Annotated in this window: 14 protein-coding genes; 5 read left to right on the forward strand and 9 right to left on the reverse strand. The window is 70.3% G+C overall.

The window, feature by feature from the left end:
- Positions 1 to 81: 81 nt before the first annotated feature.
- Complete coding sequence (locus ABH935_RS08505; protein ID WP_370377239.1) at positions 82 to 402, reverse strand: CsbD family protein; 321 nt, start codon at positions 400 to 402, stop codon at positions 82 to 84.
- A gap of 136 nt (positions 403 to 538) precedes the next feature.
- On the reverse strand, positions 539 to 1003 hold the full coding sequence (locus tag ABH935_RS08510; protein WP_370377240.1) for a winged helix-turn-helix transcriptional regulator: 465 nt from the start codon (positions 1001 to 1003) through the stop codon (positions 539 to 541).
- Between the two features lie 155 nt (positions 1004 to 1158).
- On the opposite strand from ABH935_RS08510, the gene ABH935_RS08515 reads away from it, so the two are divergent.
- Entirely contained in the window at positions 1159 to 2109 is a 951-nt protein-coding gene (locus ABH935_RS08515) for an alpha/beta fold hydrolase (RefSeq protein WP_370377241.1), read from the forward strand.
- A 10-nt stretch (positions 2110 to 2119) separates the two neighbouring features.
- On the forward strand, positions 2120 to 3199 hold the full coding sequence (locus tag ABH935_RS08520; RefSeq protein ID WP_370377242.1) for a phosphotriesterase: 1080 nt from the start codon (positions 2120 to 2122) through the stop codon (positions 3197 to 3199).
- 20 nt (positions 3200 to 3219) lie between these two features.
- On the opposite strand, the gene ABH935_RS08525 is transcribed toward ABH935_RS08520, so the two are convergent.
- Positions 3220 to 3615: a hypothetical protein gene (locus tag ABH935_RS08525; RefSeq protein ID WP_370377243.1), complete on the reverse strand. Its 396-nt coding sequence runs from the start codon at positions 3613 to 3615 to the stop codon at positions 3220 to 3222.
- 231 nt (positions 3616 to 3846) lie between these two features.
- On the opposite strand from ABH935_RS08525, the gene ABH935_RS08530 reads away from it, so the two are divergent.
- Positions 3847 to 4938 (forward strand): mandelate racemase/muconate lactonizing enzyme family protein, encoded by a 1092-nt coding sequence (locus ABH935_RS08530; RefSeq protein ID WP_370377282.1) that lies wholly within the window; start codon positions 3847 to 3849, stop codon positions 4936 to 4938.
- 154 nt (positions 4939 to 5092) lie between these two features.
- Here ABH935_RS08530 and ABH935_RS08535 read toward each other — a convergent pair whose 3' ends face one another.
- The 5 genes from ABH935_RS08535 to ABH935_RS08555 form a co-directional block, all read right to left on the reverse strand.
- Positions 5093 to 5299 (reverse strand): hypothetical protein, encoded by a 207-nt coding sequence (locus ABH935_RS08535; RefSeq protein WP_370377244.1) that lies wholly within the window; start codon positions 5297 to 5299, stop codon positions 5093 to 5095.
- 246 nt (positions 5300 to 5545) lie between these two features.
- A complete protein-coding gene (locus tag ABH935_RS08540; RefSeq protein ID WP_370377245.1) occupies positions 5546 to 8407 on the reverse strand; it encodes an FtsX-like permease family protein in 2862 nt (953 codons plus the stop codon).
- Entirely contained in the window at positions 8404 to 9138 is a 735-nt protein-coding gene (locus tag ABH935_RS08545; protein WP_370377246.1) for an ABC transporter ATP-binding protein, read from the reverse strand. Before ABH935_RS08545 ends, ABH935_RS08540 begins: the two co-directional genes overlap by 4 nt.
- Positions 9135 to 9788 (reverse strand): PadR family transcriptional regulator, encoded by a 654-nt coding sequence (locus tag ABH935_RS08550; RefSeq protein WP_370377283.1) that lies wholly within the window; start codon positions 9786 to 9788, stop codon positions 9135 to 9137. The genes ABH935_RS08545 and ABH935_RS08550 overlap by 4 nt, the downstream gene beginning before the upstream one ends.
- Positions 9789 to 9885: 97 nt before the next feature.
- A complete protein-coding gene (locus tag ABH935_RS08555; RefSeq protein WP_370377247.1) occupies positions 9886 to 10356 on the reverse strand; it encodes a hypothetical protein in 471 nt (156 codons plus the stop codon).
- A gap of 264 nt (positions 10357 to 10620) precedes the next feature.
- On the opposite strand from ABH935_RS08555, the gene ABH935_RS08560 reads away from it, so the two are divergent.
- Together ABH935_RS08560 and ABH935_RS08565 are read left to right on the forward strand one after the other, a co-directional pair.
- Positions 10621 to 11811, forward strand: coding sequence for a polysaccharide lyase family 7 protein (locus tag ABH935_RS08560; RefSeq protein WP_370377248.1), 1191 nt, complete (start codon positions 10621 to 10623; stop codon positions 11809 to 11811).
- Between the two features lie 61 nt (positions 11812 to 11872).
- Positions 11873 to 12448, forward strand: a complete 576-nt coding sequence (locus ABH935_RS08565) for an N-acetyltransferase family protein (protein ID WP_370377249.1) — start codon at positions 11873 to 11875, stop codon at positions 12446 to 12448.
- A 23-nt stretch (positions 12449 to 12471) separates the two neighbouring features.
- Here the strand turns inward: ABH935_RS08565 and ABH935_RS08570 are convergent, their stop codons facing one another.
- The gene (locus ABH935_RS08570) at positions 12472 to 13476 is read right to left on the reverse strand and encodes an ArsR/SmtB family transcription factor (protein ID WP_370377250.1); all 1005 of its coding nucleotides are present in this window, start codon (positions 13474 to 13476) and stop codon (positions 12472 to 12474) included.
- Positions 13477 to 13575 lie beyond the last annotated feature (99 nt).

Below are 13575 nucleotides of genomic sequence, written 5' to 3' on the forward strand. Positions count from 1 at the left end.
GGCTCCGCCTCGGCGACGGGCGTTCCCGGCGCGCGTCCCTGCGAAGCGACACGCTTTCAATGTCCTCAGCGCAACGAGGGCTTAGCGCTTGTCAGCGTCCTGCCGCGCCTGCGTTCCCTGGGCCTTCGGCATCTCCCGAGCCTCCCGCGCCGCTTCATCCGCGGCCTCATGCAGCCGCTCGTGCAGCCTGCCGAGCCTGCGCATGGCGCGCTTCGTGAAGCGCTGCCCGACGTGGCGGGCGGCGTCGCCGGCCTGGGATGCGGCCTGCTTGGCGTGCGCCGCGATCTGGTCGGCCTTGCCGTGGGCGACGAGGTCGTCGTCGCCGAGGGCCTTGCCGGCGCCTTCCTCGGCGTGGCCCTTCATTCGCTGAACCGTGTGCTCGATCTTGCCATTGATGCTCATGGTTCCTTCCCTTCATCGCGCGGTCGTGTGAGCGGTCCCCCCTGCTCCTGACCCGATGGTCGTCGCGCTGCTCCTGCTCACCGCCGCCGTGAACACCGGGTACCCCGCCGCGTGAGCTCCTAACGCAGGCGTGGCATCACCGCGCCGCCGCTCCGATCGGCCGCAGGTCCCCGAGTGCCGTCTCGCTCGGACGTACCGCGGTTCCGTCCTCCCGGGTGAACGCCACGGGGCGCAGCGGCTCGCCGGTCGTCTGGTCGATCAGCGGCCGGTACTCCTCGCCGGGGGCGAACGCGTGCTGCTCGCCCCACTGGCGTAGGGCGATGATGACGTCGAACAGGTCGCGGCCCTTGTCCGTCAGCGCGTATGCCTGGTACGCCGAGGAGTCCGCGGCCGGTTCCGTGCGCAGGATCCCGGCCTCGACCAGACCGGCGAGGCGGTCGCTGAGGATGTTCTTGGCGATGCCCAGGCTGCGTTGTAACTGGCTGAAGCGGCACGGCCCGTCGAACGCGTCGCGCAGGATCAGCAGTGTCCACCGGTCTCCGACCAGGTCGACTGTCCGCATCACCGGACACGGCTCATGGGTGGCCTGCCGCTTCGTCATCGCCGCGCCTCCTCGCTTCCTGGCTGGTAGTGGTATCTGGTTCCCCCGCGTGGTAGTGAAACAAGACTACATCGGTTGCAAATCGAAACCACTTCTGCCTACGCTAGCCCCGCCCGAGCCCCGCCGAGGCTCCAGCACCGCGAGGAGAAGCCGCCATGATCGACCCCGCCGAGACCTTCGACGGAACCTTCCCCTTCCAGCCGCACTTCAGCACCGCCGCCGGATTCCGCATGCACTACGTCGACGAGGGCGCCGGCCCCGTCGTGCTCTGTCTGCACGGCGAACCCACCTGGGGCTACCTCTACCGCCACCTGATCGCCGACCTGTCGCCGACGCACCGCGTGATCGTCCCGGACCACATGGGCTTCGGGAAGAGTGAGACCCCGGCGGACCGTACCTACTGGCTCCAAGACCACGTCGACAACCTCGAAGCGCTGGCCGCCGACCTGGATCTGTCCGACGTCACTCTGGTCCTGCACGACTTCGGCGGCCCGGCCGGCATGGGCCTGCTGGGCCGCCGCCCCGAGCTCGTCTCCCGCGTGATCAGCGTCAACGGCCCGACCGCGTTCGGCCAGCCCGGCCTGCCCGCGGCGTTCAAGGCCAACGCGGCCCGATCGGCGTGGTTCACCTGGATCGCCGAGGCGCACGCCCGGGGCACCCTCGACGCCACCCTCGGCGACCTCGGCTACAACATCCTCAGCACCCTGAAACTCAACGGCTTCCAAAACAACGAGATCATCACCGCGTCCTGGCTCCGCGCCTACGCCGCCCCCTTCCCGACTCCGGAGGCCGCGGCCGGCGCGCTGGGCTGGGCCAAGGGCCTGGAGCTCGACGCCCACCGCTTCGAACAGCCCGGACCCCGGGCTCGCGAACGCGCCGCCGGCCTCCCGGCCCTCGCACTCTGGGGATCGGAGGACCGCACCCTGGCCGCCGAGCACTTCCTCCCGCTGTTCTACGAAGCGTTCCCGCGCGGGTTTGTCAGCGAACTGCCAGGCGTCGGCCACTACAGCCCCGAAGACGCCCCGGCGACGATCACCGCGCTCATCAAGCTCTTCCTCGACGCCACGAGCGACGGTTCGGCACTCACCGAAGTGATCGCCGCATAGCGTCTGGCGCATGGAACCAACCCAGGCCGTGTGCCGGACGGTACGAGGCGACGTCGACCCGCGCGCTCTCGGCCGCGTCCTGTCCCACGAGCACGTGCTCGCGCTGCTCGTGGGGCCGGGCCCGTCCGGCCGCCCGCTGACCGACGCAGAGTTCGATGACGCGAAGGTCACGGCCGCGGTCGAGGCGCTGAGCGGTCTGAGGGAACTCGGCTTCGGTACGGTCGTCGACCTGAGTCCCTACGGCGACGCAGGCCGCGACGCCACCGGCGCCAACGCCGTGCTCCTTCCGCGCATCGCCGAGGGGAGCGGGCTGAACATCGTGTCGGGCACAGCCACCTACCGCGAGGAATTCAGCCCCGCGTGGGTGAGGCGGGCCGGCATCGAAGACCTCGTACACCGCTTCGTCGCCGACGCCACCACCGGCATCGGAAGTACCACGGGCATCGGCAGCACCGGCGACATCGGTCCCGGCACCTGCGTCCGGGCCGGCATCCTCGGCGAGCAGCCCACCAGCGAAGGCCACATCACCGAACACGAAGAACGCGGCCTTCGCGCCGCAGCCCGAGCACACCACCTGACGGGCCTGTCGATCAGCACGCACACGACCCACGGAACGATGGCCCTGGAACAGATCGACCTGCTCGTCCAAGAGGAGGTCCCGCCGGACCGCGTGGTGATCGGCCACATGGACAACCACCCCGACCTCGACTACGTCCGCCGCGTCCTCGATCGAGGCGTGAGCATCGGTTTCGACTCCATCGGCAAGCAGTACTGGGACGTCCGCCGCCCCGCGCCGTCACATCAGGAGCCTGACGGCCGCCACGACAAGCCGGCGATCAGGCAGTCCGACCGCACTCGCGCGCACCGCCTGGCCACGCTCGTCGCCGAGGGCTACGCCGACCGGATCCTCCTGTCCGAGGACCTGACCGGCGGCCAGATGTGGCTCAATCCCGCAACTCATGGCCGACATGGCTACGGCTACCTCGGACGTGTCTTCCTCCAGAGTCTCGAAGAACTGGGCACAAGCAATCAAGCCATCGACAGGATGCTGATTTCCAACCCCGCGCGGCTTCTATCCGTGTCCTTATAACAGCGCCGCCCCAAGCACACCTACAAGCGAGCAGGCCTGCGCCCCACAGCCGCCGCCACCCGATGCGACGCCTCCTGCAACCACATCGCGCCACCCGGCGCCACGACGATCGCGGGCACCCGCCGCCGCAGCATCGTGCCGCAGTCGACATGCACCACCTCGGCGATCGACCACCCGTCCGGCGCGAGGCTGCGCCCACTGACCGGCGGAAACACATGCAAGGCGACAACGTTCTGATGCCGCGTGGCCCACAGGCACATCCCGAACCGCTCGGCCTGCTCCCCGCTGTGGAAGTAGGCGGCCGGGAACAGATAACCGAGCCGGGACACGGTGTTGGCGCGCACGCGGAACGCCAGCCGGACCGTGTACCGGGTCGTCTTGGCATCCGCCGCAAGGTCCATAGTTGTATCGGCCATACAATAAGAGACCGGCGAATCCCCGATTCATGACGCGGGTTCGGCCCCCGATTTCGCCGCGGCCCTGACGGGCCGCGAAGTCGCCGAACCTCCGCGAGCGCGAGCTGATCTTCCCCCACCACATCCTGTACGGTCGAACGCGCGCAGCATCCAGCCGACGCGCCGCCTCCCAGCGCAGCCTCCCAGCGTGGCGCGCCGGGCGCGGGGAAAGCAGGACAGCACATGCCGGACATGCCGACCAAGATCGTCGAAGCCGCCGCCTGGCTCACCGACCTGGAGGTGGAGACCGTCCGGACCGACGCGGTCCAGGCGTTCCTCAAGCAGGAGACCCTCTTCGTCAGCGTCACCACCGATGACGGCAACACCGGTGTCGGCTACTCCTACACCATCGGCACCGGCGGCAGTTCGGTCCTCGCGATGCTGCGCGACCATCTGCTGCCCCGGCTCGCCGGCGCGGACGCGACCCTCGTCGAGCACATCTGGCGCGACCTGTTCGCCTCCACCCGTGCCACGACCGTCGGTGCCATCACCTCGCTCGCCCTGGCCGCCGTCGACACCGCGCTGTGGGACCTGCGGTGCAAGCGCGCAGCTGAGCCGTTGTGGCGACTGGCCGGCGGCTTCCGGCGGGAGGTGCCGCTTTACGACACCGAGGGCGGGTGGCTCCACCTGTCGACCGACGAGCTCGTCCGGGGTGCGCAGGCGTCGCAGGCCGCCGGCTGGTCCGGCGTGAAGCTGAAGGTCGGCAAGCCGCGCGTGGAGCACGACCTGCACCGGTTGCGCGCGGTCCGCGACGCCGTCGGCCCGGAGCTGGACCTCATGGTCGACGCGAACCAGTCGATGACCTGCGCCGAGGCCCGGCGGCGGGCCGCCGCCTTCGAACCGGTCGGGCTGTCATGGTTCGAAGAACCCCTGCCGGCCGACGACGTCGCCGGCCACGTCGCGCTGGCGCAGTCCACGACCATCCCGATCGCGGTCGGCGAGTCGATGTACTCGGTGGGGCAGTTCCGCGACTACCTGGCGCGCGGCGCGGCCTCGATCGTGCAGGCCGACGTCGCGCGGGTCGGTGGTATCACGCCGTGGCTCAAGATCGCGCATCTGGCTGAGGCGTTCAATGTGGACGTGTGCCCGCACTTCCTGATGGAGCTGCACGTCAGCCTGGTCGCCGCGATCCCCAACGGCCGGTACGTGGAGCACATCCCCCAGCTGCGTGCGATCACGCGCAGCCAGATGCGGGTCGAGAACGGCCACGCGGTCGCGCCGGAGGCTCCCGGCCTGGGGATCGACTGGGACTTCGACGCGATCGACGACCGGCGCGTCGCCTGAGGCGAGGTAGTTCCGTCGCCGCGTCAGACCTTGAGGCACAGGATGCGCTCGGCGTTGCCGTACGCGATCTTCGCGCGGTCTTCAGCACTGAGCGGAGTGTCGGCGAGCCCTGTGACGGCCCCTCGCCCCGGCCGGCTGGTCCACATCGCAGGCCTCAGTCCAGGTCGAGCGCCGTCTTGTCCACCTCGACCCGCGTCGGCCGCGTCGGATCGAACCGGATCGGCAGCCGCGTCCCCGGCGTCGCGATCCGGGCCCGCCGCTCGGGCGTGGAGAACACCAACCGGGTGTGCGTCGTGTACGGCTCTCCTGTCGGCGGCGTGACTTCCCTTCCGAAGAACGCCGGCGCGTTCAGCTCCTGCACCGCCGTCACGAGCGCGGCGGCCGGGATGCCGTCGAGGATCGGCGCGCCGTCGTTTGATCTCCACGTGGACGTGTGACTCGCTCCACGCCGTGTTCGCCTGGCCGGCGAAGGCCTCGTTGATCGCTGACGCCGGACCGCACAACACGAAAGACCGGCCGCGGGGACGCTGTCGTCCCCGCGGCCGGTGTCGGCGCGCGCCCCTGCTCGCGCGCCGCTGCGGCGCGTGCTCCCGGCAGCCGCCGCGCCCTACCCGCGCCGCCGCCGCATCTCGATCCGCGACCGGGTGAACGCGGCCGAACCGGCGGCGGCCAGCAGCGGCAGTGCCACGACCAGCACCCCGAGGTACAGCCAGGGCGGCGCGAACTGCGTCTTCTCGGCGGCCAGCGTGTTGAAGGGATCCTGTGCGATCTGCTGCGCCTTCGCCTCCACCAGGCCGATGCCCGGCAGCAGTCCGAAAGCCGCACCCAGCACCGCGCCGAGCCCCGCCGTGACCGCGGCCTGCGATCCGGCCAGCAGCCGCCGCACCCGGGGTCTGGCGCCCACCGCCGCCAGCGTCTCCAGGTCGGCCTGTGCGTCGGTGATCGCCAGCCCGGTGGCCACCGCCGCCGCGCCGAGCATCACCGCGCCGGCCACGAAGGCGAGGGCCAGCACGCCGACCCAGGTCTGGCTCTGGTAGCCGCGCTCGACGTAGAAGGACTGCTCGATGCCCGCCCCGCCGACGAGGTTGTCGGCTTGCTTCTCCTCCTGCTTGGTCGGCATGCGCGTGGTGTCGAACAGCAGCGTTATCGGTGCGAACTTCACCCCGAGCTTGTCCAGCGCGTTCGGCGGCACCACGACGGTGATGTCCCAGCGCGGGCTGTCGACGAGCGCTGCGGGCAGGGTCGTCTTCGTGACCTTGTCAGGGCACGACTGCTGTTGCTCCTGCTGTTGGTCGCAGGGTGCGTTGACGCCGATCTGGACTGTCGGGTGCGCCCCGGTCGTGGCCAGGTCGTACTTGTCGAAGACGACCGCGCCGCCGGCCTTCAGCGTGTCCTCGGCGGCCTTGTCCTCGCGGCCGAGCAGCACCCGCACCAGGTCCGGACCCCCGGCCACGACGTTCGACGCACCGGTCTGGAACGGGATCACGCCGCTCTGGAAACCGTGGTCGCAGCGCTTGTCGTTGCCCTGCGCGGCCATGCTCACGTTCCGCGGGCACGTGTTCTGCGGCGTGCGGATCACGTCCGGCGTCGCAGGCGACTCGTGCTCTCCGTAACCGACGCCCTGCAGGACGGCCGCGTCCCTGGTCGGCAGCACCCCGCTGATCTGCTTGAGCAGGCGGTCCGCGAGGGCCGGCGTGGCGCCGGAGCCGCTGTTGTTGAGTGCTGCCGCGGCCTGGCCCATGCGGAGCTGGCTCTGGTAGTAGTGCCGCTGCTGGGCGTCGTCGGAGTTGATGACCATCGCCACCGTCGTGGCCCCGGCCACCGCGGCCATGATCGCGGCCACCGCCGGGGCGGTGCGGCCGCGGTTGCGGGAGCTGTCCCGCAGCGCCAGGCGCCCGGTCAGCGGCAGCGCCCGGGCCAGCTTGCCGGACCATGCGACCAACACCGGTGTACACGCGACCAGGCCCAGCTCGGCAGCCCCGACGCCGGAGGCCACCAAGGTCGCGTTGCCGTGATGCCAGGCGCCCACCAGGATCAGCGCGGTGCCGAGCACGACGCCGATCAGCCCGATCAGCGGGAGTTTCCACGGAGTCTTCGACTGCCCGCGCCGTCCGGTGAGTGCGGTCAGGACGTCCTGGCGGGCCGTCGTGACCGCCGGAGCCACCGCGGCCGTCAGGCCGGTGCCGACGCCGACCAGCGCCGCGGCCAGCAGTTCCAGCGGCTTGAGGCGGAAGCCGCCCATCGTCTGCTGGGTGTAGTGCCCGAACCACGGCAGGGTGACGGTCGCGGCCACGACGCCGACCACGGCGCCGATCACCCCGCCCGCGGCCCCGAGCACCAGGCCGTCGGCCAGCACGATACGGCACAGCCGCCGGCCGTCCGCGCCGGCCGCGCCGAGCAGGCCGAAGTCACGGCGCCGGCGGCGCGCGCTCACCGCGAAAGCAGGTCCGGCCAGCAGCACGACCTCCAGCAGCACGATGGACAGCGCGATCGCTGCCACGGCCAGCGTCCGGCTCGGGCTGTTGTCGCTGAAGAGGCTGTTCGGGTAGGCCGTGTAGTAAGGGACCTGCGACCGTGCCGGCGGGTGGGCGATGAGTAGCTTGGACTTCACGGTGAAGCCCTGGGCGTTGAGCTTCTGGGTCAGGTCCCAGCCGACGCCGCCGGGAACCGTGATCGGGAAGGCGGTGTTGCCGCCGGTGTGCTGCTGGGTGAAGACCCCGGGACGGGAGAAGACGACGTCGCTGTAGGGTTGCAGCTTGCTGTCGTAGATCCCGGTGATGCGGACGGTTCGGGACACGGTTGTCGTGTCCTGCGATGAGGACGGCGGGGGCGTCTGGATCGGCGTCGCCTGTCCATTGGGCCCGACCAATACCGCGGGAGTCGCCTCGCGTCCGCCGGGCCCGATCACGCGCACCGTGATGCTGTCGCCGACGCCCCGGTGCAGCTCGGCGGCCATCGTGCTGCTCAACGCGATCTCGTCGGCGGTGGTCGGAGCGGAGCCCGCGACGTGGTCGACCGTGGGGGACAGCAACGGATCGGTGAGGTCGCTCTCCTGCACCTGGCCCCAGGCCCGGCCGTCGCTCTCGGTGACCTGCACCTGCGTGCCGTCGGTCGACTGCGGCGCCGCGACGTGTGAGCCGGGCGGCAGCAGCGCGGCCAGGTCGGCGGCGCTCGCCGGCGTCGTGCGCAGCTCCTTGGTGTTCCCGGACGCGTCCCGCACCGGTCCGGCGTCGCTCTCGTCAGGGAGCTGATACATCGGGGTGCCGATGTCGTCGACGAGCGCGTCGTAGCGGCCCATCTGCCAGGTGGCCTTCTGCTCCGCCGTGATCTGCGAGCTGCGCCACAGCGTGTCGGCCGCCGAGGCGCCCGCGACCGGCAGCGCGAGCATCGCCACCACCAGCGCCGAGCGCTTCTTGTTCCGCCACGCTTCGCGGCGCGCCACCCTCAGCGCCAGGCCCCAGCTGCTCATGGCCGGGCCTCGTCGTCGACCAGCAGGTCCTCGGCGCGCTGCGAGGGCGCGGACTCGTCGACGATCAGGCCGTCCCGGATGAAGACGATGCGGTCGGCCCAGGCGGCGTGCCGGGCTTCGTGCGTGACCAGGACGCCGGCCGCGCCCTCGTCGCAGCGTTTGCGCAGCAGCCGCAACACGGCCTCGCCGGTCTCGGTGTCCAGCGCGCCGGTCGGCTCGTCGGTGAGGATCAGGCGGCGCTCGCCGATCAGGGCCCTGGCGATGGCGACGCGCTGCTGCTGGCCGCCGGACATCTCGTCCGGGAAGCGGTCGGCCTCGGCGCGCAGCCCCATTTCCTCCAGCGCCGCGATCGCCTCCACCCGGGCTTTGCGGGCCGACAGCCCGTCCAGCTCGCGGGGCAGGGCCACGTTCTCGGCGGCGGTCAGCGCCGGGATCAGGTTGTAGTCCTGGAAGACGTAGCCCACCGAACGCCGCCGGATGGCCGCCAGCTGGGCCTTGGACTGGCTGCTCAGCGGCGTGTCCTGGACCACCACCTCCCCACCGGACGGTGTGTCCAGGCCGCCCGCGAGCGACAGCAGCGTCGACTTGCCCGAGCCCGAAGGACCCATGACCGCCACCAGCTCTCCGGCGCGTACGACCAGGTCCACGCCGCGTAGCGCGTGGACTTCGGCGGCGCCCTTGCCGTGGGTGCGGGTGACGTTGCGGAGTTCGAGAATCGTTGTGCCGGTCATGTGGTTTTCCCCTCCCTGGTGGCAGCGGCCGGTGTGGCGCCGGTGCTGCTGGTACTGCTGGTACTGCTTGTGCCGCTCTCGCCGTCTGCCTGTCCGGCTGGGGTGTCCGTCCGGCCGACCGGCAAGGTCCGACCCTCGCGCGCATGCCGCAGCACCCGCGCCTCGACGTGGTCCAGCCACCGGATCTCGGCCTCGGACTGGAAGATCATCGACTCCAGCACCAGCGAGGCGGCCAGTTCGTCGGGATCCAGCCGGGCCTTGACGCGCGTGAAGTCCTGTAGCGCGGCCAGCGCGTGCTTGCGCTGCGCGTGCACGATCGCGGCCACATCGACCCCGGCGACCGTCACGGCCAGCGCGAGCTTGACGGCCAGCTCGTCCCGCGGCCGCTCGGCCCGGGTCACCGGCCGCGCGAACCAGGCGAACAGCTCGTCCCGCCCGGCCTCGGTGATGCGGTAGAAGACGTGGTTGGCGGCATCCTGCCCGGCGGGCTCGACTAAGCCGTCGCGCTCCAGCCGGCTCAGCGTCGTGTAGACCTGCCCGATGTTGAGCGGCCAAGTGGCGCCGGTGCGTTCCTCGAACTCGGCGCGGAGTTGGTAGCCGTAGCGGTCGCCGTCGGCGAGAACGGCCAGGAGAGAGTGCTTGACGGACACGCTATCGGGTCCGTGCATACTCGGTATGGTTGCGGGTCACGGCTATATAGATACCGGGTATGCACGGCGAGGGCAAGTGGCGCGGTGGGGAGAGGTCTTAGTCGCTCGCGGCGGCGTACTCCGGATCGTTCTTCACGCGCCAGGCGTGGTGCGCGTTGTAGAGCATGCGCTGGTGGGTGTCGTGCAGTCCGCTGATGGCGTCCGAGACGCCGGCGTCGACGAGGCTGCCGACCGCGTCGAGGAGCTTCATCAGGTCCGTTGCGGAGAATCCGCCGACCTTGAGCTGGTGGTCGTAGCCGAACGACACCGCGCCGTTCTCCGGGTTCGCGATGGTCGTCTCGGCCTGGTGGGATATCTCGCGGCCCAGTGCCGGGCCGAGGCCGGTGGCCAGGATCACCGCGAGTTCTTCGGCCAGGGCGTCGATCTGGTCGGCGGCCAGCTGGTCGCTCACCGCGTCGCGGAGCACCCAGCGGGTGACGTCTCGGAAGTGCTCGCGCAGGACCGGGATGTCGGGGTCGCCGAGGTCGCCGGTGAAGGGCGCGGGGGACGGGCTGCCGGTGTCTGTCATGGCGGCGAATCTAGCCCGAGCATGCGACAGCTCTGGTGTCCCTCGGCAGGTCGCGATTCAGGCCATTGACGAGCCTGCTCGCGTCTCTTATCGTGTGCGCCGTTCACCTACATAACCACTGTTCATGTATGTGAATTCATGCGCTCGGCACCTTTCTTGCTTCGGCACCCCACATCCGCCGCACGGGCCCACGCCCGGAAAGGACGTTCCGCAATGCCCACCAGTCCCCACACTGGCAGCCCCCACCCCCACCGACGTCGCCCCATGGCGTCCCTCGCCGCCGGAATCCTCGGCGTCGCGCTGACCGTCGCCGGGACGAGCGTGGCGCTCGCTCCCGCGGCCTCGGCCGCAAACGTTACCGGCCAGATCACCGGATACCAGGGCCTGTGCCTGGACGACCGCTCGGCCTCGACCACGAACCTCAATCCGGTCCAGGTCTACACGTGCAACGGCACCAACGCGCAGAGCTGGACCGTGGACAGCACCGGCAACACGCTGCAGGTGCTCGGCAAGTGCCTCGACGTGCACTCCGCCGGCACCGCCAACGGCACGACCGTCGACCTGTACGACTGCAACGGCACCGGCGCCCAGACCTGGGTCCCGCAGTCCAACGGTGAGCTGCTGAACCCGAACTCCGGCAAGTGCCTGGACGACACCGGCTCCGGCGGATCGGGCACCCAGGCGCAGATCTGGAGCTGCGCCGACACCGCCAACCAGCAGTGGAAGCTGCCTTCCGGCACCAGCGGCGGCGGAGGCGGCGGCCTGAACACCTCGGTCGCCCCCGGCGGCAACTTCGACCTCTCGGTGTGGGAGCTCCAGGAGCCGACCGGCTCACCGGGCTCGCCGACCACGATCTCGCCGTCGCAGCTGGAAGGCGCGAACGGCTATCAGGACTCGTACTTCTACACCGACCCGAACGACGGCGCGATGACGTTCTGGGACCCGGAGAACGGCGTCACCACCCCGAACTCGAACTACTCGCGCTCGGAACTGCGGGAGATGAACTCCGACGGCTCGGCGGCGAACTGGTTCGCGGCCGGCACCACGAACACCCTCAGCGCCACGCTGAAGGTCACGCAGGTGCCCAACCACGTGTGCGTCGGCCAGATCCACCTCGGCTCCGGCGGCTCGACCAAGCCGCTGCTGGAGCTGTTCTACTACGCCAACGGCGACATCAAGATGGCCATCGAACAGACGCCGGCCGGCGGCAACGAGGTGCTCACCTACGTCGGCAACGTGCCGGTCGGCACGCAGTGGAGCTACGTGATCGGGCTGAGCAACAGCACGATCAGCCTGTCGCTCAACGGCGGCGCCGCGCAGACGTGGACGGCCTCGTCGACGTTCGACGGCTACGGCATGTACTTCAAGGCCGGCGACTACGATCAGACCTCCGGCAGCGACTCCAGCGTCGGCGCCAAGGTCGGGTTCTACGCGCTGTCGATCTCGCACAGCTGAGCTCGCACAGCTGAGCTGGTTCTGGAGCACAACGGCGTCCGGTGTGTGAGGGCTCTGCTTCATGCCCTCACGCACCGGCGACGAGAAGGGACACGGGGTGGACACGTTTCGTCAGGCGGGCGTCGAGGACGCCGAAGCGGTGGCACGGTTGCACGCCGACAGCTGGCGCCGTCACTACCGAGGCGCCTACGCCGACGCCTACCTGGACGGCGACATCCTGAGCGACCGCGTGCGGGTGTGGTCGTCACGGCTGGCGGCGCCGACCGGCACCGTTACCGTCCTGGCCGAGGACGACGCCGGCCCGGCGGGGTTCATGCACCTGGCGGTGGACGACGACAGCCGATGGGGAAGCCTGGTCGACAACCTGCACGTGCGGCTCGACCGCCAGCGCGCAGGCGTCGGCACGGCGCTGCTGCGTCGAGCCGTAACCGCTGTCGTCGAGCTCGCGCAGACCCGGGCGATGTACCTGTGGGTGCAGGAGCAGAACCAGAACGCGCAGCGGTTCTACGCCGCGATGGGTGGGACGTGCGTGGAGAAATCGCCGATCGAGTCGCCGGGCGGTGTTCCGGGCCGGTTGGTCGGCGCCCCACTCAAGCTGCGCATTGCCTGGCCGGACGTTGCGGACTCAGGGTTTTGAATCGAGCATCGACACCGGCCCCGTCAAGCAATCCCCTGCTTCAGCCTCGCCAGCAAAGACGTGGCATTCTCAGTCTGCTGATAAAGCACCCGATACCCGTTCCGCGCCCGAGCCACCAGCCCCGCGCGGTGCAGGATCTTCAGGTGGTACGAAATCGTCCCGGCCGTCAGGAAGTGTCGCTCGCTCAGCTCCGTCGTCGTCCGTGGCGTCTGCAGGTCCGCCAGGATCCGCGCCCGCGTAGCGCCGAGCAGCTCCGGCGTGGCCGGGATCAGCGGATCCGCGTTGCCGCTGGCCTGCGCGGGATAGCCGATCATCGGCAGCCGTCGCTCCGGCGCCGGGGACAGGTCGGCGACCAGCAGCGGCCGGGAGAGCGTGAACACCATCGGCACCAGGTGCAGACCGCCGCTCGCCGAGACGTTGCCCGACAGGCGGCTGAACAGCCGGAGCTGGTTCTCGCGCCACGGGTGCATGCTCGGATGCAGCGTGCCCAGCATCGCGCCGAAGCCGCCCTCGACGATGTGCTTCGCGCGCGCCTCGATGTCGTACAGCATCCGCGTGCGCAGTGAGCTCCACATCGGGGTGCCCAGCGTGTGCCAGTACTGCTCGATCTCGGCGGCCAGGCGCTCGGCGAAGCGTTGTTCGCCCTGCTCGATGGCGTTGCGCAGGACCGGCGGGGTCGGGTGCGCGCGCAGGTTGCCGTTGGTGCCCTTGAGCAGGAGCCTGATTTCCCAGCGCAGGCGCTGGGGTGAGGTCGTGGCGATCGTGTGGAGCTCGTCGGCGAGGTCCGTCTCGGGCCGCCTCGGCTGGGGCGTGAGGGCGTCGGGGACGTAGTCCCACTCGCCGCTGAACAGCGACTCCAGCAGGACCAGCCTCCGCTCCCGCACCACCTGCCGGATCAGGTCCTGCATCCGCCCCTTGGACGTTCCGTCCCGACGCAGGAGGCTCAGGCTCTCGACCGCGGTGAAGGCGGGGGAGATCCCGAACCTCGTGTGGGCCAAGGTCGTGCTGTCCAAGCCCAGCTGCAGCATGTTGCCCCCAACGCCCTCATGTGCTGACTCGAACCGGTGGAATGCGCCGTGGCGCGCGCCCTCACTCTTGGCCGGTGAAGGTGTGTCGCGCCGCGTCTG

Origin of the sequence: Catenulispora sp. GAS73 (assembly GCF_041262085.1) — a bacterium.
Taxonomy (GTDB): domain Bacteria; phylum Actinomycetota; class Actinomycetes; order Streptomycetales; family Catenulisporaceae; genus Catenulispora.

Coding starts and splice junctions, on each gene's coding strand:
- ABH935_RS08515 (WP_370377241.1), top strand. CDS start 1,159: ATGATCGACCCCGCCGAGACCTTCGACGGAACCTTCCCCTTCCAGCCG.
- ABH935_RS08510 (WP_370377240.1), bottom strand. CDS start 1,003: ATGACGAAGCGGCAGGCCACCCATGAGCCGTGTCCGGTGATGCGGACA.
- ABH935_RS08540 (WP_370377245.1), bottom strand. CDS start 8,407: ATGAGCAGCTGGGGCCTGGCGCTGAGGGTGGCGCGCCGCGAAGCGTGG.
- ABH935_RS08545 (WP_370377246.1), bottom strand. CDS start 9,138: ATGACCGGCACAACGATTCTCGAACTCCGCAACGTCACCCGCACCCAC.
- ABH935_RS08505 (WP_370377239.1), bottom strand. CDS start 402: ATGAGCATCAATGGCAAGATCGAGCACACGGTTCAGCGAATGAAGGGC.
- ABH935_RS08555 (WP_370377247.1), bottom strand. CDS start 10,356: ATGACAGACACCGGCAGCCCGTCCCCCGCGCCCTTCACCGGCGACCTC.
- ABH935_RS08520 (WP_370377242.1), top strand. CDS start 2,120: ATGGAACCAACCCAGGCCGTGTGCCGGACGGTACGAGGCGACGTCGAC.
- ABH935_RS08530 (WP_370377282.1), top strand. CDS start 3,847: ATGCCGACCAAGATCGTCGAAGCCGCCGCCTGGCTCACCGACCTGGAG.
- ABH935_RS08565 (WP_370377249.1), top strand. CDS start 11,873: ATGCCCTCACGCACCGGCGACGAGAAGGGACACGGGGTGGACACGTTT.
- ABH935_RS08525 (WP_370377243.1), bottom strand. CDS start 3,615: ATGGCCGATACAACTATGGACCTTGCGGCGGATGCCAAGACGACCCGG.
- ABH935_RS08570 (WP_370377250.1), bottom strand. CDS start 13,476: ATGCTGCAGCTGGGCTTGGACAGCACGACCTTGGCCCACACGAGGTTC.
- ABH935_RS08560 (WP_370377248.1), top strand. CDS start 10,621: ATGGCGTCCCTCGCCGCCGGAATCCTCGGCGTCGCGCTGACCGTCGCC.